At 69.6% G+C, this 16,513-nt stretch carries 13 protein-coding genes; 5 read left to right on the top strand and 8 right to left on the bottom strand.

Annotation, left to right across the window (positions count from 1 at the left end; genetic code table 11):
• Nucleotide 1: 1 nt before the first annotated feature.
• The 7 genes from BM140_RS16415 to leuS form a co-directional block, all read right to left on the bottom strand.
• Complete coding sequence (locus BM140_RS16415) at nucleotides 2–421, bottom strand: tellurite resistance TerB family protein (protein ID WP_091948634.1); 420 nt, start codon at nucleotides 419–421, stop codon at nucleotides 2–4.
• 177 nt (nucleotides 422–598) lie between these two features.
• Entirely contained in the window at nucleotides 599–1,507 is a 909-nt protein-coding gene (locus BM140_RS16410) for a ParB/RepB/Spo0J family partition protein (protein ID WP_091948631.1), read from the bottom strand.
• A gap of 79 nt (nucleotides 1,508–1,586) precedes the next feature.
• A complete protein-coding gene (locus BM140_RS16405; protein ID WP_091948629.1) occupies nucleotides 1,587–2,417 on the bottom strand; it encodes a ParA family protein in 831 nt (276 codons plus the stop codon).
• Complete coding sequence (gene rsmG / locus BM140_RS16400) at nucleotides 2,414–3,049, bottom strand: 16S rRNA (guanine(527)-N(7))-methyltransferase RsmG (RefSeq protein WP_091948626.1); 636 nt, start codon at nucleotides 3,047–3,049, stop codon at nucleotides 2,414–2,416. The genes BM140_RS16405 and rsmG overlap by 4 nt, the downstream gene beginning before the upstream one ends.
• A gap of 21 nt (nucleotides 3,050–3,070) precedes the next feature.
• Complete coding sequence (gene mnmG, locus BM140_RS16395; RefSeq protein ID WP_091948624.1) at nucleotides 3,071–4,945, bottom strand: tRNA uridine-5-carboxymethylaminomethyl(34) synthesis enzyme MnmG; 1,875 nt, start codon at nucleotides 4,943–4,945, stop codon at nucleotides 3,071–3,073.
• A gap of 299 nt (nucleotides 4,946–5,244) precedes the next feature.
• Nucleotides 5,245–6,717 carry a tRNA uridine-5-carboxymethylaminomethyl(34) synthesis GTPase MnmE gene (gene mnmE / locus BM140_RS16390; protein ID WP_091948621.1) on the bottom strand — a complete coding sequence of 491 codons (1,473 nt, stop codon included), beginning with the start codon at nucleotides 6,715–6,717 and terminating at the stop codon, nucleotides 5,245–5,247.
• A gap of 3 nt (nucleotides 6,718–6,720) precedes the next feature.
• Nucleotides 6,721–9,333, bottom strand: coding sequence for a leucine--tRNA ligase (leuS, locus tag BM140_RS16385; protein WP_091948618.1), 2,613 nt, complete (start codon nucleotides 9,331–9,333; stop codon nucleotides 6,721–6,723).
• 143 nt (nucleotides 9,334–9,476) lie between these two features.
• Here leuS and BM140_RS16380 point away from each other — a divergent pair, with 143 nt between their 5' ends.
• Nucleotides 9,477–10,196 (top strand): YggS family pyridoxal phosphate-dependent enzyme, encoded by a 720-nt coding sequence (locus BM140_RS16380; protein ID WP_091948615.1) that lies wholly within the window; start codon nucleotides 9,477–9,479, stop codon nucleotides 10,194–10,196.
• A gap of 6 nt (nucleotides 10,197–10,202) precedes the next feature.
• Here BM140_RS16380 and aroB read toward each other — a convergent pair whose 3' ends face one another.
• Nucleotides 10,203–11,927 (bottom strand): 3-dehydroquinate synthase, encoded by a 1,725-nt coding sequence (gene aroB / locus BM140_RS16375; RefSeq protein WP_091948612.1) that lies wholly within the window; start codon nucleotides 11,925–11,927, stop codon nucleotides 10,203–10,205.
• Nucleotides 11,928–12,182: 255 nt separating this feature from the next.
• Between aroB and BM140_RS16370 the strand changes: the two genes are divergently transcribed.
• The 4 genes from BM140_RS16370 (at nucleotide 12,183) to sucD (ending at nucleotide 16,421) form a co-directional block, all read left to right on the top strand.
• Nucleotides 12,183–12,914, top strand: coding sequence for a TetR family transcriptional regulator (locus BM140_RS16370; RefSeq protein WP_091948609.1), 732 nt, complete (start codon nucleotides 12,183–12,185; stop codon nucleotides 12,912–12,914).
• 344 nt (nucleotides 12,915–13,258) lie between these two features.
• On the top strand, nucleotides 13,259–14,221 hold the full coding sequence (gene mdh / locus BM140_RS16365; protein ID WP_091948606.1) for a malate dehydrogenase: 963 nt from the start codon (nucleotides 13,259–13,261) through the stop codon (nucleotides 14,219–14,221).
• A gap of 110 nt (nucleotides 14,222–14,331) precedes the next feature.
• Entirely contained in the window at nucleotides 14,332–15,528 is a 1,197-nt protein-coding gene (gene sucC / locus BM140_RS16360; protein ID WP_091948602.1) for an ADP-forming succinate--CoA ligase subunit beta, read from the top strand.
• An 8-nt stretch (nucleotides 15,529–15,536) separates the two neighbouring features.
• Nucleotides 15,537–16,421 (top strand): succinate--CoA ligase subunit alpha, encoded by an 885-nt coding sequence (sucD, locus tag BM140_RS16355; RefSeq protein WP_091948599.1) that lies wholly within the window; start codon nucleotides 15,537–15,539, stop codon nucleotides 16,419–16,421.
• Nucleotides 16,422–16,513 lie beyond the last annotated feature (92 nt).

Here is a 16,513-nt window from a genome sequence, read left to right as displayed (position 1 = left end):
TTTATCGGTCGAGAACCGCCCGGTCGTTCTTGGCGACCAGGGTGCGGAAATGCGGGGTCAGGTCGGCCTCGCTCAAGCCGAAGCTTTGCGAGAATTCCATGATGAGACGCTGCTCGCCGGGCTCGGCCTCGCCATCGGCCATGGCGCTGTCGATCATGTTGAGGACGATGCAGAGCCGCTGGTCCGGCCGCAGCCGTGGCGTCGCCTCGGTCAGGAATTGTTGCGGCGCAGTGGAGCGGGCGTAGCGCAGGAGCGCGTCGAGCTGCTGCCGAGTGGTGTTGCGGCCGAGCACCGACATGAGGTGGCCCAGCTCCTCCGGATCGAGCTCGCCATCGGAGCCCATGCAGTAGAGCAGCGAGACGACGAGGCAGTTGCGCGGCGTCAGGTCGAGCGGCGATTGCGACTTGAACATGTTGAACATCGTCGTGCCTCCGGCTTCGATCCGCTTCGAAGCGAATGAACCCGAGGCTGATAGACGTGTTGCTCGGTTCTGTCGATCGTTCTAGCTAGTACGATCTCTAGGGTATTGTAATCCTGATTTGCCGGCGTGCTTAACCGGCAAATCTATTCTTCGCGTGATCAATAAGGCGCGAGCGCCTCACGTCTCCGAAGCCGAGCCCCCCAGCTTGCGGCACAGCGCGTCGCGCTCCTCGGCGCTGGCGTAACGGATGCGGATTTCCCCCTCCCCGCTCGCCTTGTCCTTCACGGCCACCGAATGGCCGAGCGCCCGGGCCAGCACGTCCTCCAGGGAGCGCAGGGTCGCGTCGCTGCCCGAAGCCCGGCGAGGCCGGCCGGGACGCGGGGCTTCGGATTCGGTGGCGTTGTCGGCCGCAGCCAGCGCCTCGACTTCGCGCACCGACAAGCCCTCGGCGACGATCCGGCGGGCGATTGTCTCGGGGTCGCGCACCGAGAGCAGCGCGCGGGCGTGGCCGGCGGTGATTTCGCCCGCGGTCACCCGGTCCTGGATCGCGGGGGGGAGCTGTAGCAGCCGCAGCGTGTTGGCGAGGTGGCTGCGGCTCTTACCGAGCAGCTCGGCGAGTTCGGCCTGGGTATATTGGAACTCCCCCATCAGCCGCTCGTAGCCCGCCGCCTCTTCGATGGCATTGAGATCGGTGCGCTGGACGTTCTCGAGGATCGCGTATTCGAGCGAGGTGCGGTCATCGATCTCGACGACGACCACCGGCACTTCGGTGATGCCGGCGCGCTGTGCCGCACGCCAGCGGCGCTCGCCGGCCACGATCTCGAACGTGCCGGGCACGGCCGGCAACGGGCGCACGACGATGGGCTGGATCACGCCGCGCTGGCGGATCGAGGCCGCCAGCTCATCGAGTTCCGGCTCGGAAAAGCGGCGGCGGGGGTTGCGCGGGTTCGGCCGCAGGAACTCGACCACCACCTTCCGCTGCGACTGGGGCGGCCGGGCATCCTCCCGCGGTGCGTCGTCGGAGAAGTCGCCGATCAGGGCCGCGAGCCCGCGCCCGAGCCGCGGCCGCGCCGCATCATCCGCCATCGCCACTGGGAAACTCCGTTACTGAAGAGATTTTTAACCGTGCGACGGCGTCCGTCGGCCGGACGCGGCGCACCGAGGATCACGCGGCGGCGGCGGGCGGCGGAGCCCGGCCCTCGCGCTGGATGACTTCGGAGGCGAGCCGCAGATAGGCCTGGGAGCCCGCGCATTTCAGGTCGTAGAGCAGCACCGGCTTGCCGTGCGACGGCGCCTCGGAGACGCGCACGTTGCGCGGGATCATGGTCTCGTAGACCTTGTCGCCGAGGAAGCCGCGCACGTCGGCCACCACCTGGGCCGAGAGGTTGTTGCGCGGATCGTACATGGTCAGCACCACGCCCTGGATCTGCAGCTTCGGGTTCAGGGCGCCGCGCACCTGCTCGACCGTCCGCAGGAGCTGGCTCAGACCCTCCAGCGCGAAGAACTCGCATTGCAGCGGCACCAGAACGGCGTCGGAGGCGGCCAGGGCGTTGACCGTCAGCAGGTTGAGCGAGGGCGGGCAGTCGATCAGCACGTAGGTGATCGGCTCGGCGCCCGGTGCCTCGGTGAGGTCGCGTAGGACGTTGCGCAGGCGGTGGGCCCGGTCCGGGGCACTGGCCAATTCCAATTCCAGACCGAGCAGGTCCATGGTCGAGGGCGCCACCGAGAGGCGCGGCACGGCGGTCGGCGTCACCGCCTCGGCGAGCGGCGCCTCGCCGGCCATGACGTGATAGGTCGAGACCTGACGGCGGCGACGGTCGATGCCGAGCCCGGTCGAGGCATTGCCCTGGGGATCGAGGTCGATCACCAGCACCTGCTCGCCGATGGCGGCCAAAGCCGTGCCGAGGTTGATCGCCGTGGTGGTCTTGCCCACGCCGCCCTTCTGATTGGCGAGCGCCAGCACCCGGAGCGGCTTGATCTGAGGAGAATCGGTCATGGGTCCACGCGGGAAAGCGACGTGACGCGCACAATCCGTGCCTGCGAGTCGGTGCGGCTCGGAATCAGGTCGCGGGCGAATGTCCACTCTCTGTCCGCCTCGGTCAATTCCGCGGCTGCATCACGGCCCTTCGGAAACAGCCCGGTGGTGCCGGTTTTCAACAGTGGCTCGGTCCAGGCGAGGAGTTGGCTGAGGGGGGCGAGGGCGCGGGCGCAGACGATGTCGGCGCCGGTAAGGCTACTGACCACGGATTCGATGCGGGCGTTGTGGACGGTCACCGGCGCGCCGGTGAGGCGTGCGGTCTCGGTGAGGAAGGCGCATTTGCGCGCATTGCTCTCGATAAGATGGATTTTCAGCCCCGATCGTACTCGACCGGATATCGCGAGAATCAGCCCCGGAATGCCCGCGCCGGAGCCGAGATCGACCCAAGTCTTGGCCTCGGGGGCGAGGGCCAGAAGCTGGAGTGCATCGGCGACGTGGCGGTGCCAGACCTCGGTGAGGGTGGCCGGGCCGACGAGATTTTTCACGTTCTGCCAACGCGCCAGCTGCTCGACATAGATGTCGAGCGCGGCGGCTGTTTCACGTGAAACATCATGCTCGGCGAGCACGCGGGCACGCTGATCGCTACTCATCGCTTTCGTCCCTGCGCGGCGTCAGGCGCGCGCCGATTCGCGCCCACGCCGGGCGTGGGCGGCCAGCAGCGTCAGCGCCGCGGGCGTCACGCCCTCGATGCGAGCCGCCTGCCCCAGCGTGGTCGGGCGCACGCCGTCGAGCTTGATCCGCATCTCGTTCGAGAGGCCGGCGATGGCAGCGTAGTCGAGGGAGGCCGGCAGGCGCACGGCCTCGTCGCGGCGGAACGCGGCGATGTCGGCCTGCTGGCGGTCGAGATAGACCGCGTAGGTGGCATCCGTCCGCAGCCGCTCGGCGATCCGCGGCGGCACCTCGGCGAGGTCCGGCCAGATTGCGGCGAGCCGATCCCAGCCGATTTCGGGATAGGACAGAAGCTGAAAGGCCGAGCGGCGCAGGCCGTCGCGGTTGAGCGCGAGGCCGTGGAGAGCGGCCTCGTTGGGAGTGAGGCTCAGCGCGTCGAGCCGGGCGCGGGCGCGGGCCAGCACCTCCTGACCGGCGGCGAAGTGGGCGGCGCGGGCCGAGCCGACGCAGCCCAGAGCCGCGCCGCGGGGCGTCAGCCGCTCGTCGGCGTTGTCGACGCGCAGGCTCAGGCGATATTCTGAGCGCGAAGTGAACATGCGGTACGGCTCGCTCACCCCGTGGGTGACGAGGTCGTCGATCATCACACCGAGATAGGATTCGGCCCGGTCGAACACCGCGAGGTCCGATCCACCGGCCAGCCGTGCGGCGTTGAGGCCCGCGACCAGCCCCTGCCCCGCCGCCTCCTCGTAGCCGGTGGTGCCGTTGATCTGGCCGGCCAGGAATAGGCCGGGCAGGCGCCGGGTCTGGAGCGTCGCATCGAGTTCGCGCGGATCGACGTAATCGTACTCGATGGCGTAGCCCGGCCGGACGATGCGGGTATGTGCCAGGCCGGGAATGGCCGCGATGATCGCGGCCTGCACGTCCTCGGGGAGCGCGGTCGAGATGCCGTTCGGGTAGACCGTCGGATCGTCCAGCCCCTCGGGCTCGAGAAAGATCTGGTGGCCCTCGCGGTCGCCGAAGCGCACCACCTTGTCCTCGATCGACGGGCAATAGCGCGGCCCCCGGCTGCTGATGCCGCCGGAATACATCGGCGAGCGATGCAGGTTCGCCCGGATCAGGTCGTGCACGTCCTGCGTCGTGCGGGTGATGCCGCAGGCGATCTGGGGCGTGGTGATGCGCTCGGTCAGCGTCGAGAACGGGACGGGATCCGCGTCGGCCTGCTGCATCTCCAGGGCCGCCCAATCGATGGTGCGCCCGTCGAGGCGGGGCGGCGTGCCGGTCTTGAGGCGCCCGAGGCGAAAGCCGTGGCGGTCGAGGGTCTGGGCCAGACCGATGGCCGGTCCCTCCCCCACGCGGCCCGCCGGCACCTGCCGCTCGCCGATATGGATCAGCCCGCGCAGGAAGGTGCCGGTGGTGATGACGACGGCCCCGGCCGACAGGCGGCGTCCGTCGCCCAGCACCGCGCCCGCGACACGCCCATCCGCCACGATCAGGTCATCGACTTCGCCTTCCACCACCGACAGCCCGGCGGTCTCGGCGATGGCGGCCTGCATGGCGCGGGCATAGAGCGCCCGGTCCGCCTGGGTGCGGGGGCCGCGCACCGCCGGGCCCTTGCGGCGGTTGAGCAGGCGGAACTGGATGCCTGACGCGTCGGCGACGCGGCCCATCAGCCCGTCCAGCGCATCGACCTCGCGCACCAGATGGCCCTTGCCGAGCCCGCCGATGGCCGGATTGCACGACATCGCCCCGATGGTCGCCGCGCGATGCGTGACCAGGGCCGTGCGTGCGCCGACCCGCGCGGCGGCGGCCGCCGCCTCGACGCCGGCATGGCCACCGCCGACGACGATGACGTCGTAGCTCGTCTCTGAAGGGTGCATGGAGGTTGCTTACGCGCGGGCGCGCGGAGCGGTCAACGCGATTCGGCTTTTTGGGTTTCCTCGGCCGTGCGATCGCGCGATCCGGCCGGGGGGGCGTCTGCTCTCGTCGGTGGCCTGGGAAGAGCCGGAAGCGTACGCCCGCCTTTGACAGGCGACGCCAGCTCCATCCCCGGGTCGTGACCGCGCGGGGAGGCCGTGGTGATCCGGGGTCCTATGGTCGCCCGGATCGGGCGACGTGACGAGGCTGATTTGACAGTCCGGTCACACTTAATAAGCCGGCAAAACAAAGGCGACAGAGTTCATTTGCCGATACAAAAGCCGGCAAACAGCCGGTCCAGCATCTCCTCGACGCCGACATGGCCGCCGACTTCGCCGAGCGACCGAACGGCGAGCCGGAGATCCTCGGCGGTCAGTTCCGGGGGATAGTCCGGGGACGCGGCCACCACGCGGTCGAGATGGATGACGGTGCGGGTGAGGGCGTCGCGGTGGCGCTCGCGGGTGACCAGGGCATCGCCGCCGAGGGATGCCTCCGCGACGCGCTGGATCGCCGCGAGCAGGGTATCCAGACCGGCGCCGGTCCGGGCGGAGATCAGCAGGGTTTCGGCTGTGGCATCATGAGGCAGGACACAGCGCTCTTCTCCCCCTTGCGGGGAGGAGGGAGGAGATGGAGGTGGCTCGGCGGTGCCTTCCGCACCACCCCCACCCCTGCCCGCAAGCGGGAGCGGATTGCGCGGCTCACGCGGACGGAATTGCCCCGCGGAAGCCGTCGCCAAATCCGCCTTGGTGCGAACCCATAGTGTCGCCGGCCCACCCTCCCGGTCCGGCTCGGGCGCGTCGATGGGAATGAGCCGCAACACGAGGTCGGCGGTTTCGATGCGGCGGCGGGTGCGGGCGACGCCCTCGGCTTCGACCGGGTCGGCGGTCTCGCGCAGGCCGGCGGTATCGACCAGCATGACGGGAAGACCGCCGAGGTCACAGCGCACCTCGATGGCGTCGCGGGTGGTGCCGGGGATGTCGGAGACGATGGCGGCGTCGCGGCCCGCGAGGGCGTTGAGCAGGGTCGATTTGCCGGCATTCGGCGGCCCGGCCAGCACCACGCAGAAACCCTCGCGCAGGCGCTCGCCGCGCCGCCCGTCGGCGAGGGTTTTCCGGATGTCCTGCGCGAGATCGGCGGCGCGGCCAGTCAGCGCCGCGTCGAGGCCGCTGTCATCCACATCGCCCTCGTCGGCGAAATCGAGGGCGGCTTCCGTCGAGGCCAGGAGGTCGATGGCCGTGTCGCGCCACGCCGCGACCTGGCGGCCCAGCGCCCCTTCGAGTTGGCGCAAGGCCTGAACCCGCTGCGCCTCGGTTTCGGCGTCGATCAGGTCGGCGATGCCCTCGGCCTCGGTGAGGTCGAGGCGGCCGTTGAGGAAGGCGCGGCGGGTGAATGCGCCGGCCTCCGCCGGGCGGCAACCGGGCTGAGCCCCCAGCGCCCGTAGCACCGCGGCCCGCACCGCCGTGCCGCCATGCAGGTGGAGTTCGGCCATGTCCTCGCCGGTGGCGGTGGCGGGGCCGGGCAGCCACGCCACCAGTGCCTGATCGAGCAGGGTGCCGGTGGCGGCATCGGTCAAGCGCCGCAGAGACAGCCGACGCGGTGCCGGGCGTGGGCCCGCCAAGGCGTCGAGGGCCGGGCCGGCGGCCGGGCCGCTGATCCGCACCACGCTCACCGCCGCGCGGCCGAAGCCGGTGGCGGGGGCGAAGATCGTGTCGGCGGGCTCCGGGGCAGGGGGCATGAGCTAGACCACGAGGTTCACGATCCGCCCCGGCACCACGATCACCTTTTTCGGGGCGCGGCCTTCCAGCGCCTTCTGCACGGCGTCCAGCGCCAGGGTCGCGGCCTCGACCGTGCCCTTGTCGGCGTCCCGCGGCACCGTCACGTCGGCGCGCTTCTTGCCGTTGATCTGGACCGGCAGGGTGATCTCGTCCTCGACGAGAAGCGCCTGATCGGCCTCGGGCCAGGGGGCCTCGGCGACGAGGCCCTCGCCGCCCAGCACCCGCCAGGATTCCTCGGCGAGGTGGGGCATCATCGGAGCGATGAGCTGGACAAGGATGCGCGCGGCCTCTCCCGTCGCGGCGGACGAGGCGCCGGCGCGCAGCGCCTCATCGAGGGTATTGGCGAGCGTGTAGATGTGGGCGACGCAGCGGTTGAAGCGCAGGCGCTCGACATCCTCGCCCACCGCGGCCAGCGCCTTGTGGGCGGCCTTGCGCACAGCAGCGTCCGACGCTCCGCCCTGCCCGCTCGCGGCCGCCGCGCCGTGGACGAGGCGCCAGACGCGCTGGACGAAACGGGCGGCGCCCTGCACGCCCTCTTCCGTCCAGATCACGTCGCGCTCAGGCGGCGAGTCGGAGAGCATGAACCAGCGGGCGGTGTCGGCGCCGTAGCTGGCGATGATGTCGTCGGGATCGACGACGTTCTTCTTCGACTTCGACATCTTCTCCGTCGGGCCGACCTCGATCGGCGCGCCGGTTTTCACGTGAAACGCTTTGCGCTGTCCGCCCTCGGTCTCGAACCGGATGTCGGAGGGCGGCACCCAGGCGCCGGCCGGGTCCTTGTAGGTCTCGTGGACCACCATGCCCTGCGTGAACAGGCCGGCGAACGGCTCCGAGATTCCGGCCCAGCCGGTCGCCTGCATCGCCCGCATGAAGAAGCGCGAGTAGAGCAGGTGCAGGATCGCGTGCTCGACGCCGCCGATATACTGATCGACCGCGAGCCAGTGATCGACGATCTTGCGGTCGGTCGGGGCGTCCGCGAGCCAGGGGGCGGTGAAGCGGGCGTAGTACCACGACGAGTCGACGAAGGTGTCCATCGTGTCGGTCTCGCGCCGGGCCGCCGCGCCGCAGCGGGGGCAGGGCACGTTGCGCCAGGCGTGGTCGCGCTCCAGCGGATTGCCCGGCTGGTCGAACGACACCTCGTCGGGCAGCTTCACCGGCAGGTCGGCCACCGGCACCGCGACGGGGCCGCAGGACTCGCAGTGGATGATCGGGATCGGGCAGCCCCAGTAGCGCTGGCGCGAAACGCCCCAGTCGCGCAGGCGGAACTGCACCTTGCGGCGGGCGACGGGTGCGCCGGCCAGCGTCTCGGCCTCCAGCCGGTCGGCCACCGTGCGGAAGGCGTCGTCGGTGCTCATCCCGTCGAGGAAGCCAGAATGGATCATCCGCCCGTCGCCGTCATAGGCGGTGTCGGTGATGACGAATTCGTCCGGATTCTGTCCCTCGGGACAGACGACGGGGGTGTTGCCGAGACCGTACTTGTTGGAAAAGTCCAGGTCGCGCTGGTCGTGGGCCGGGCAGCCGAACACGGCGCCGGTGCCGTATTCCATCAGCACGAAGTTCGCGACGAAGACCGGCAGTTCCCAGGACGGGTCGAGGGGGTGGCGCACCGTCAAGCCGGTGTCGAACCCGAGTTTTTCCGCGGTGTCGATCGCCTCCTGCGCGGTGCCGATGCGGCGGCAGGCTTCCGCAAATTCTTGCAGGCCGGCGGAGTCGGGGCCGCTCTCGGCCAGCGCCTTGGCGAGCGGGTGATCGACCGAGATCGCCAGGAACTTGGCACCGAACAGGGTGTCGGGCCGGGTGGTGTAGACCGTCAGTTCCTCAGTGCCGGCAAACGGCGAGGCCAGCGCGAAGCGCACCTCCAGCCCCTCGGAGCGGCCGATCCAGTTCTTCTGCATCAGCCGGACCTTTTCCGGCCAGCGCTCCAGCCCGTCGAGGGCGTCGCTGAGGTCCTGAGCGAAGTCGGTGATCTTGAAGAACCACTGGGTCAGCTCGCGCTGCTCGACCAGCGCGCCCGAGCGCCAGCCGCGCCCGTCGATCACCTGCTCGTTGGCGAGCACCGTGTGATCGACCGGATCCCAGTTCACCTTCGCGGTGCGGCGCGTGACCAGCCCCTTGTCGAGGAAGTCGAGGAACATGCGCTGCTGGTGCTTGTAGTAGTCCGGATCGCAGGTCGCGATCTCGCGGCTCCAGTCGAGCGACAGGCCCATGCTCTGGAGCTGGCCGCGCATCGTCGCGATGTTGGCGTAGGTCCAGTCGCGCGGGTTGACCTTCCGCTCCATGGCGGCGTTCTCGGCCGGCAAGCCGAAGGCGTCCCAACCCATCGGGTGGAGCACGTTATGGCCCTTGGCGCGCTTGTAGCGGGCCACCACGTCGCCCATGGCGTAGTTGCGCACATGGCCGATATGGATGCGCCCCGACGGGTAGGGGAACATCTCCAGCACGTAGTATTTGGGGCGGCCGTCGTCGTTCTTCGTCTCGAACAGCTTCGCCTCGTCCCACGCCCGCTGCCAACGCGGCTCGGCATCCTTGGCGTTGTAACGCTCGAGGTTCGGGGCGGGGTGTGCGGTGTCGGTCATGCGGAGCGCCAGGATCAGCGGGGGAGGGCGGGGCCGTGAGGCCGCCGCCACGAGCCCGGCACGTAGCATATCCGGAGAGGCGCGGGTCAATGAAAGGGTGGGGGCGCCTTGAACTCCGGCGGCCTCCGCCCCAGGACAGGCGCATGAGCGAACACTCGACATCCCTCGACACCCTCCCTCCCGTCGGCGAGGCCGACGTCGCCGCCGGATTGGCCGAAGTGCGGGCCGGCATCCGTCGCGCCGCGGAGGACAGCGAGCGCGATCCGGAGAGCGTCCACCTCATCGCGATCTCGAAGACCGTGTCGGCGGACGGCATCCTGCCGGCCCTGGAGGCCGGGCAACGGCTGTTCGGCGAGAACTACGTGCAGGAATCGGTCGCCAAGTGGCCGGCGCTGAAGGAGCGGTTCCCCGACACGGAACTGCACTTCGTCGGCCCGCTGCAATCGAACAAGGCCCGCGACGCGGTAGCCCTGTTCGACGTGATCCACTCGCTGGACCGACTCTCGCTCGCTGCGGCGCTGGCCAAGGAGATCGATCGGGTCGGGCGGGCACCGAAGCTCCTGATCCAGGTCAATACCGGCGACGAGGCGCAGAAGGCCGGCGTCGCGCCCGATCAGGTCGAGACGCTGCTCTTAGAGTGCCGCGACACCCACGGGCTCGCGATCCACGGGCTGATGTGCATCCCGCCCGCCGAGGATCCGCCCTCGCCGCATTTCGCCCTGCTGGCCCGGATCGCGCGGGAGCACGGGCTGCCGATCCTGTCGATGGGGATGAGCGCGGATTACCCGGCGGCGATCCAGATGGGGGCGACGCATGTGCGCGTCGGGACGGCGATCTTCGGGCGGCGGTTGAAGCGGGACTGAGGGGGCTTAACCCCGCAGCTCGTCCTCCAGGAACGCCCGCACCTCGCCCCCATCGATATCCGGCGCGATAAAGCTCTGGCCGATGCCGCGGGCGAGGATGAAGGTGAGGCGCCCGTCGCGGACCTTCTTGTCCTGGGCCATGGCGTCGAGGAGCGCGTCGGGATCGCCCGCGCCGCCCGGCACCTGTTGCAGCCGGGTCGGCAGGCCGGCGAGCGCCAGGTGGTTGGCGACGCGGCCGGCATCCTGGCCGGGGCAAAGGCCGAGCCGGGCCGAGAAGCGGAAGGCCAGCGCCAGCCCGATGGCGACGCCCTCGCCATGGACGAGGCGGGCGGAATCGTAGGCCGTCAGCCGCTCCAGGGCGTGGCCGAAGGTGTGGCCGAGATTGAGCAGGGCGCGCTCGCCGTCCTCGCGCTCGTCGCGCACCACCACCCCGGCCTTGGCGCGGCAGCAGGCGGCGACCGCCTCGTCGCGCTCCGGGCCGCCGGCGAAGATGCCGGACCAGTTGGCCTCGCACCATTCGAAGAAGTCGGGATCGCCGATCAGGCCGTACTTCGCCACCTCGGCATAGCCCGCCCGCATCTCGCGCTCGGACAGGGTGTCGAGAGTCGCGGTGTCGGCCAGAACGAGGCGCGGCTGGTGAAAGGCGCCGATCAGGTTCTTGCCCAGCGGCGAATTGATGCCGGTCTTGCCGCCGACGGAGGAATCAACCTGTGCGAGCAGCGTCGTCGGCGCCTGGAGGAAGCGCACGCCCCGCCGCAGGCTCGCCGCCGCGAAGCCCGCGAGGTCGCCGACCACGCCGCCGCCCAGCGCCACCACGAGGTCGCCGCGCTCGATTTTTTGGGACAGCAACCCGTCGCAGACGCGGGCAAACTCCGAGTAACTCTTGGACGCCTCGCCCGGCGGCACCGCGATGATCCCGCAGCGCAGACCGGCCGCCTCCAGGCTCGCCTTCACCCGCTCGCCGTAGAGACCGGCCACGGTCTCGTCGGTGACGATGCCGGCCGCCCGCGCGCCGAGGTCGCGGGCTTCGAGACCGATCTCGTCGAGCAGGCCGCGGCCGATGCGGATGTCGTAGTCGCGGCCCTGGTTGAGCGGAACGTTGACACGCAAGGGTTGTGACATGGCGGGGCTCGAGCGGGGGGCGGACGGGTTCATGTGGAGGTCGAGGGCCTCCATCACGTCCTGCACCACCCGGTCGTGCGACACGTCGCGGGAGAGCACCGTGAGGTCGGCCCCGGCATAGATCGGATGGCGCAGTTCCATCAGGGCGCGCATCGTCGCCTCGGGGTCCTCGGTCTGGAGGAGGGGGCGCGTGGTGCGCTTGCGCACGCGGCGCATCAGCACGTCGAGGTCGGCCTTGAGCCAGACCGAGATGCCGCCTTCCGCGATTCGGGCGCGGGTCGCCTCGCGCATGAAGGCGCCGCCGCCGGTGGCCAGAACCATCGGCCCCTCGCGCAGGAGGCGGGCGATGACGCGCTCCTCCCCCTCGCGGAAGCTCGCCTCGCCGTAGATAGCGAAGATGTCCGCGATGGTGAGCTTGGCCGCGGCTTCGATTTCGTGATCGGCGTCCTTGAACATCAGCCCGAGCCGGGAGGCGAGGCGGCGCCCGACCGTGCTCTTGCCCGCCCCCATCAGGCCGACGAGCACGATCGACCGGGCCCCGAGGCCACGGCGCAGGCGCGCTTCGATCGGTTCGCCGGGCGGGAAGGCCGACGTCTCGGGGACGGTCATCGGGCGGTCATAGACGGTTTTGCCGAGGCGGCGAAGCCGTCCCGGTACAGTGCCGGCCGCGCTCCCGGAAGCCCTGCGCGGGGGCTCGCCGCAGCTTTTGAGCGAAAAGGGCGCAGTCTTCGCACCGATTCGTGCGCCGAACGGGCTTGCCAAGCGCGGCGCGGGGGGGAAGGGTCGTACGTGCGTGGGACGGCACCGCTCTCGACCGGGTCCGGTCGAGTGCCCCCACGCTTGTCGCTCCGTGCCCGGGACACCATGCTGCCGTTCGGAAACGTTTCCCTCCCCTTCTCCCTGAACGACAGCGACCGCGAGGCGGTCCCTTCCGGAAACGATCCACGGGGGAGTCATCCGCGACCTCCCCGTCTCAGCGGTCCCGCCGCCCGGGCCCGCCCAACGCCGATCTCCACCGATGCGCGGCTCCTGGCCATCGCCAGCGAGCACCTCGCCCGGCTCGGCCCCAAGCGGGTCACCGTGGTGGCGGTGGCGGCGGAAGCCGGCATGACCCACGCCAACGTGTACCGCTACTTCCCCTCGAAGGACGCGCTGCTCGATGCGGTCGCCGGGCGCTGGCTGCGCGAGCTGGAGACAGAGCTGGCCGACATCGCCGACGCGCCGGATCCCGCCGACGACAAGATCGAGCGCTTCCTCGGCGCCCTCGCCACGGCCCAGAGCGAGATGCTGGTGCGCGAGCCGCATCTCTTCGCCGTCCATCTCGACGCCGCGGTCGCGGCCCGTCCCATCGCCCGGCGCCACCGGGTGCGGCTGCGGGCCCTGGTGGAGCGCATCGTCGAGGAGGGGATCGGCACCGGCGTGTTCGCCGCCCGCGACCGCGAGCGGGCCATCGCGGTGATCTTCGACGCGAGCTACCGCTTCACCCATCCGGTGGCGATCCAGCACGATTCGGACGTGCCGCGCGACCTGCTCGACGCCCGCCTCGGCGCGGTGATCCAGTCGATCCAGCGGGCCCTGCGCACCGGCACTTTTTGAGGCAGGACGCTGCGCCGCGAAGCAGGCCGCCCGTCGGGAATGACAGAAACGGTTTTGTGTCACCGACGCCTTGCCGGCTGCGCTTCGGCCGGAGGCTTTCCGGCAAGCGGTTGATTTATCTCGGTTTTGCCGTTTGGCAGGATCGCCCTCGGCATTTTTCAGGCTGGCCCGGCCCCCGCCGACCTGCCCGTTGGTCGGGTTGAAGGCCTGTGGCTTTTCGGCCAAACACCGGCCGCATCAGCGTTGATCGGCAAAGGTTCGGCTGCACCGCGGCACAGCGAGAGACCGGCAACGGGCCGGGCAGGACCGAACCGTCACGAATTTCGACCGGAGGCGAACCCACCATGGCACGCAGCAAGATCGCCCTCATCGGCGCCGGACAGATCGGCGGCACGCTCGCCCACCTCGCGGGCCTGAAGGAACTGGGCGATGTCGTGCTGTTCGACATCGTCGACGGCGTGCCCCAGGGCAAGGCGCTCGACATCGCCGAATCCGCCCCCGTCGACGGCTTCGACGCCAAGTATTCCGGTGCCAGCGACTATGCGGCGATTGCCGGCGCCGACGTGGTGATCGTGACGGCGGGCGTGCCGCGCAAGCCCGGCATGAGCCGCGACGACCTCATCGGCATCAACCTCAAGGTCATGGAATCGGTCGGCGCGGGCATCAAGGAGCACGCCCCGAACGCCTTCGTCATCTGCATCACCAACCCGCTCGACGCGATGGTGTGGGCGCTGCAGAAGTTCTCGGGCCTGCCCACCAACAAGGTCGTCGGCATGGCCGGCGTGCTCGATTCCGCCCGCTTCCGCCACTTCCTGGCCGAGGAGTTCGGGGTCTCGGTCGAGGACGTGACCGCCTTCGTGCTCGGCGGCCACGGCGACGACATGGTGCCGCTCACCCGCTACTCGACGGTGGCCGGCGTGCCGCTGACCGATCTGGTCAAGCTCGGCTGGACCACGCAAGAGAAGCTCGACGCCATGGTCGAGCGCACCCGCAAGGGCGGCGGCGAGATCGTCAACCTGCTCAAGACCGGCTCGGCCTTCTACGCCCCGGCGGCGTCCGCCATCGCCATGGCCGAGAGCTACCTCAAGGACAAGAAGCGCGTCCTGCCCTGCGCCGCCTATCTCGAAGGCCAGTACGGCGTGGACGGCCTCTATGTCGGCGTGCCGGTGGTGATCGGCGAGAACGGCGTCGAGCGCGTCCTCGAAGTGACCTTCAACGACGACGAGAAGGCGATGTTCGAGAAGTCGGTGGGCGCCGTGAAGGGCCTGATCGCGGCCTGCCAGGGCATCAACGAAAAGCTGGCCTGACACCGAAGTGAATAGTGAATTATGAGTAGCGCGAAGCTTTCAGCAAAGAGCTTTGCGCACTCGAACTCCGTTCGCTATGGGCAGCGCACCGTTCGCTTCGAGGGGTCCCGATGAATATCCACGAATACCAGGCCAAGGCCGTTCTGAAGGAGTTCGGCCTGCCCGTCTCCCGGGGCGTGGCGATCTTCAAGCCGGAGGAGGCGGAAGCCGCCGCCAACGAACTCGGCGGCCCGGTCTGGGTGGTGAAGAGCCAGATCCATGCGGGTGGACGCGGCAAGGGGACCTTCAAGGGCGCGCCCGAGGGCGCCAAGGGCGGCGTGCGCGTCACCAAGTCCAAGGACGAGGTGGTCCAGTTCGCCCGCGAGATGCTGGGCGAGACCCTGGTGACGATCCAGACCGGCCCCGCCGGCAAGCAGGTCAACCGCCTCTATATCGAGGAAGGCGCGGCCATCGCCGCCGAGTTCTACCTGTCGATGCTGGTGGACCGCGAGACCGGACAGGTCGCCTTCGTGGTCTCGACCGAGGGCGGCATGGATATCGAGCAGGTCGCCCACGACACCCCTGAGAAGATCGTGACCTTCTCGGTCGATCCGGCCACCGGGATCATGCCCCATCACGGCCGCGCGGTGGCCAAGGCGCTCGGCCTCTCCGGCCCTCAGGCCAAGGAAGCCGGCGCGCTGACCGAGAAGCTCTACGCGGCCTTCACGGCCAAGGACATGAGCATGCTCGAGATCAACCCGCTGGTGCTCACCGGCGACGGCCATCTCAAGTGCCTCGACGCCAAGATCTCCTTCGATTCGAACGCCCTCTACCGGCACCCGGACATCGTGGCCCTGCGCGACGAGACCGAGGAGGACGCCAAGGAGATCGAGGCCTCCAAGTACGACCTCGCCTACATCGCGCTCGACGGCACCATCGGCTGCATGGTCAACGGCGCGGGGCTGGCCATGGCCACCCTCGACATCATCAAGCTCTACGGCGAGGAGCCGGCGAACTTCTTGGATGTCGGTGGCGGTGCGTCCGAGGAAAAGGTCACGGCGGCGTTCAAGATCATCACCGCCGACCCGCAGGTGAAGGGCATCCTCGTCAACATCTTCGGCGGGATCATGAAGTGCGACGTCATCGCCCGCGGCGTGATCGCGGCGGTGAAGGCGGTCGGCCTCGAAGTCCCGCTCGTCGTGCGCCTGGAAGGCACCAACGTCGAGGAAGGCAAGGCGATCATCCGGGGCTCGGGCCTCAACGTGATCCCCGCGGACGATCTCGACGACGCCGCACAGAAGATCGTCGCCGCGGTGAAGAAGGGCTGAGCTGACCGATGTCCATCCTGATCGACAAGAACACGAAGGTCATCTGCCAGGGCTTCACCGGCAAGAACGGCACCTTCCACTCCGAGCAGGCCATCGCCTACGGCACCAAGATGGTCGGCGGCACCTCGCCGGGTAAGGGCGGCTCGACCCATCTCGGCCTGCCGGTGTTCGACACCGTCGCCGAGGCCCGCGAGGCCACCGGCGCCGACGCTTCCGTGGTCTACGTGCCGCCGCCGGGCGCCGCGGACGCGATCTGCGAGGCGATCGCGGCGGAAATCCCGCTGATCGTCTGCATCACGGAGGGCATTCCGGTGCTCGACATGGTGCGGGTGAAGCGGGCGCTCGAAGGCTCGAAGTCGCGGCTGATCGGCCCGAACTGCCCCGGCGTCGTCACCGCGGGCGAGTCGAAGATCGGCATCATGCCGGCCAACATCTTCAAGCCGGGCAATGTCGGCATCGTCTCGCGCTCCGGCACGCTGACCTACGAGGCGGTGTTCCAGACCACGATGGAAGGCCTCGGCCAGACCACCGCGGTCGGCATCGGCGGCGACCCGGTGAAGGGCACCGAGTTCATCGACATGCTCGAACTGTTCCTCGCCGACGAGAAGACCCAGTCGATCGTGATGATCGGCGAGATCGGCGGCTCGGCCGAGGAAGAGGCGGCGCAGTTCCTGGCGGACGAGGCCAAGCGCGGGCGCAAGAAGCCGATGGTCGGCTTCATCGCCGGCCGCACGGCGCCTCCGGGCCGCCGCATGGGTCACGCGGGCGCGATCATCTCCGGCGGCAAGGGCGGCGCCGAGGACAAGATCGCGGCGATGGAGGCCGCGGGCATCCGCGTCTCGCCCTCGCCGGCCCGTCTCGGCCGCACCCTGGTCGAGGTGCTGAAGGGTTGAGGCGGTCTGTAACGGGGTTCCGCGCGGCTGTGTTGCGCCGCACGCAAAGTCGGGCGACCCATATGAGAGACATCGTCGGGGCGCATCCGTGC

This window comes from Methylorubrum salsuginis (assembly GCF_900114375.1).
Classification (GTDB): Bacteria; Pseudomonadota; Alphaproteobacteria; order Rhizobiales; family Beijerinckiaceae; genus Methylobacterium; species Methylobacterium salsuginis.
The sequence above is the reverse complement of the archived record's forward strand: the minus strand, read 5'-3'. Positions and strand labels throughout refer to the sequence as shown.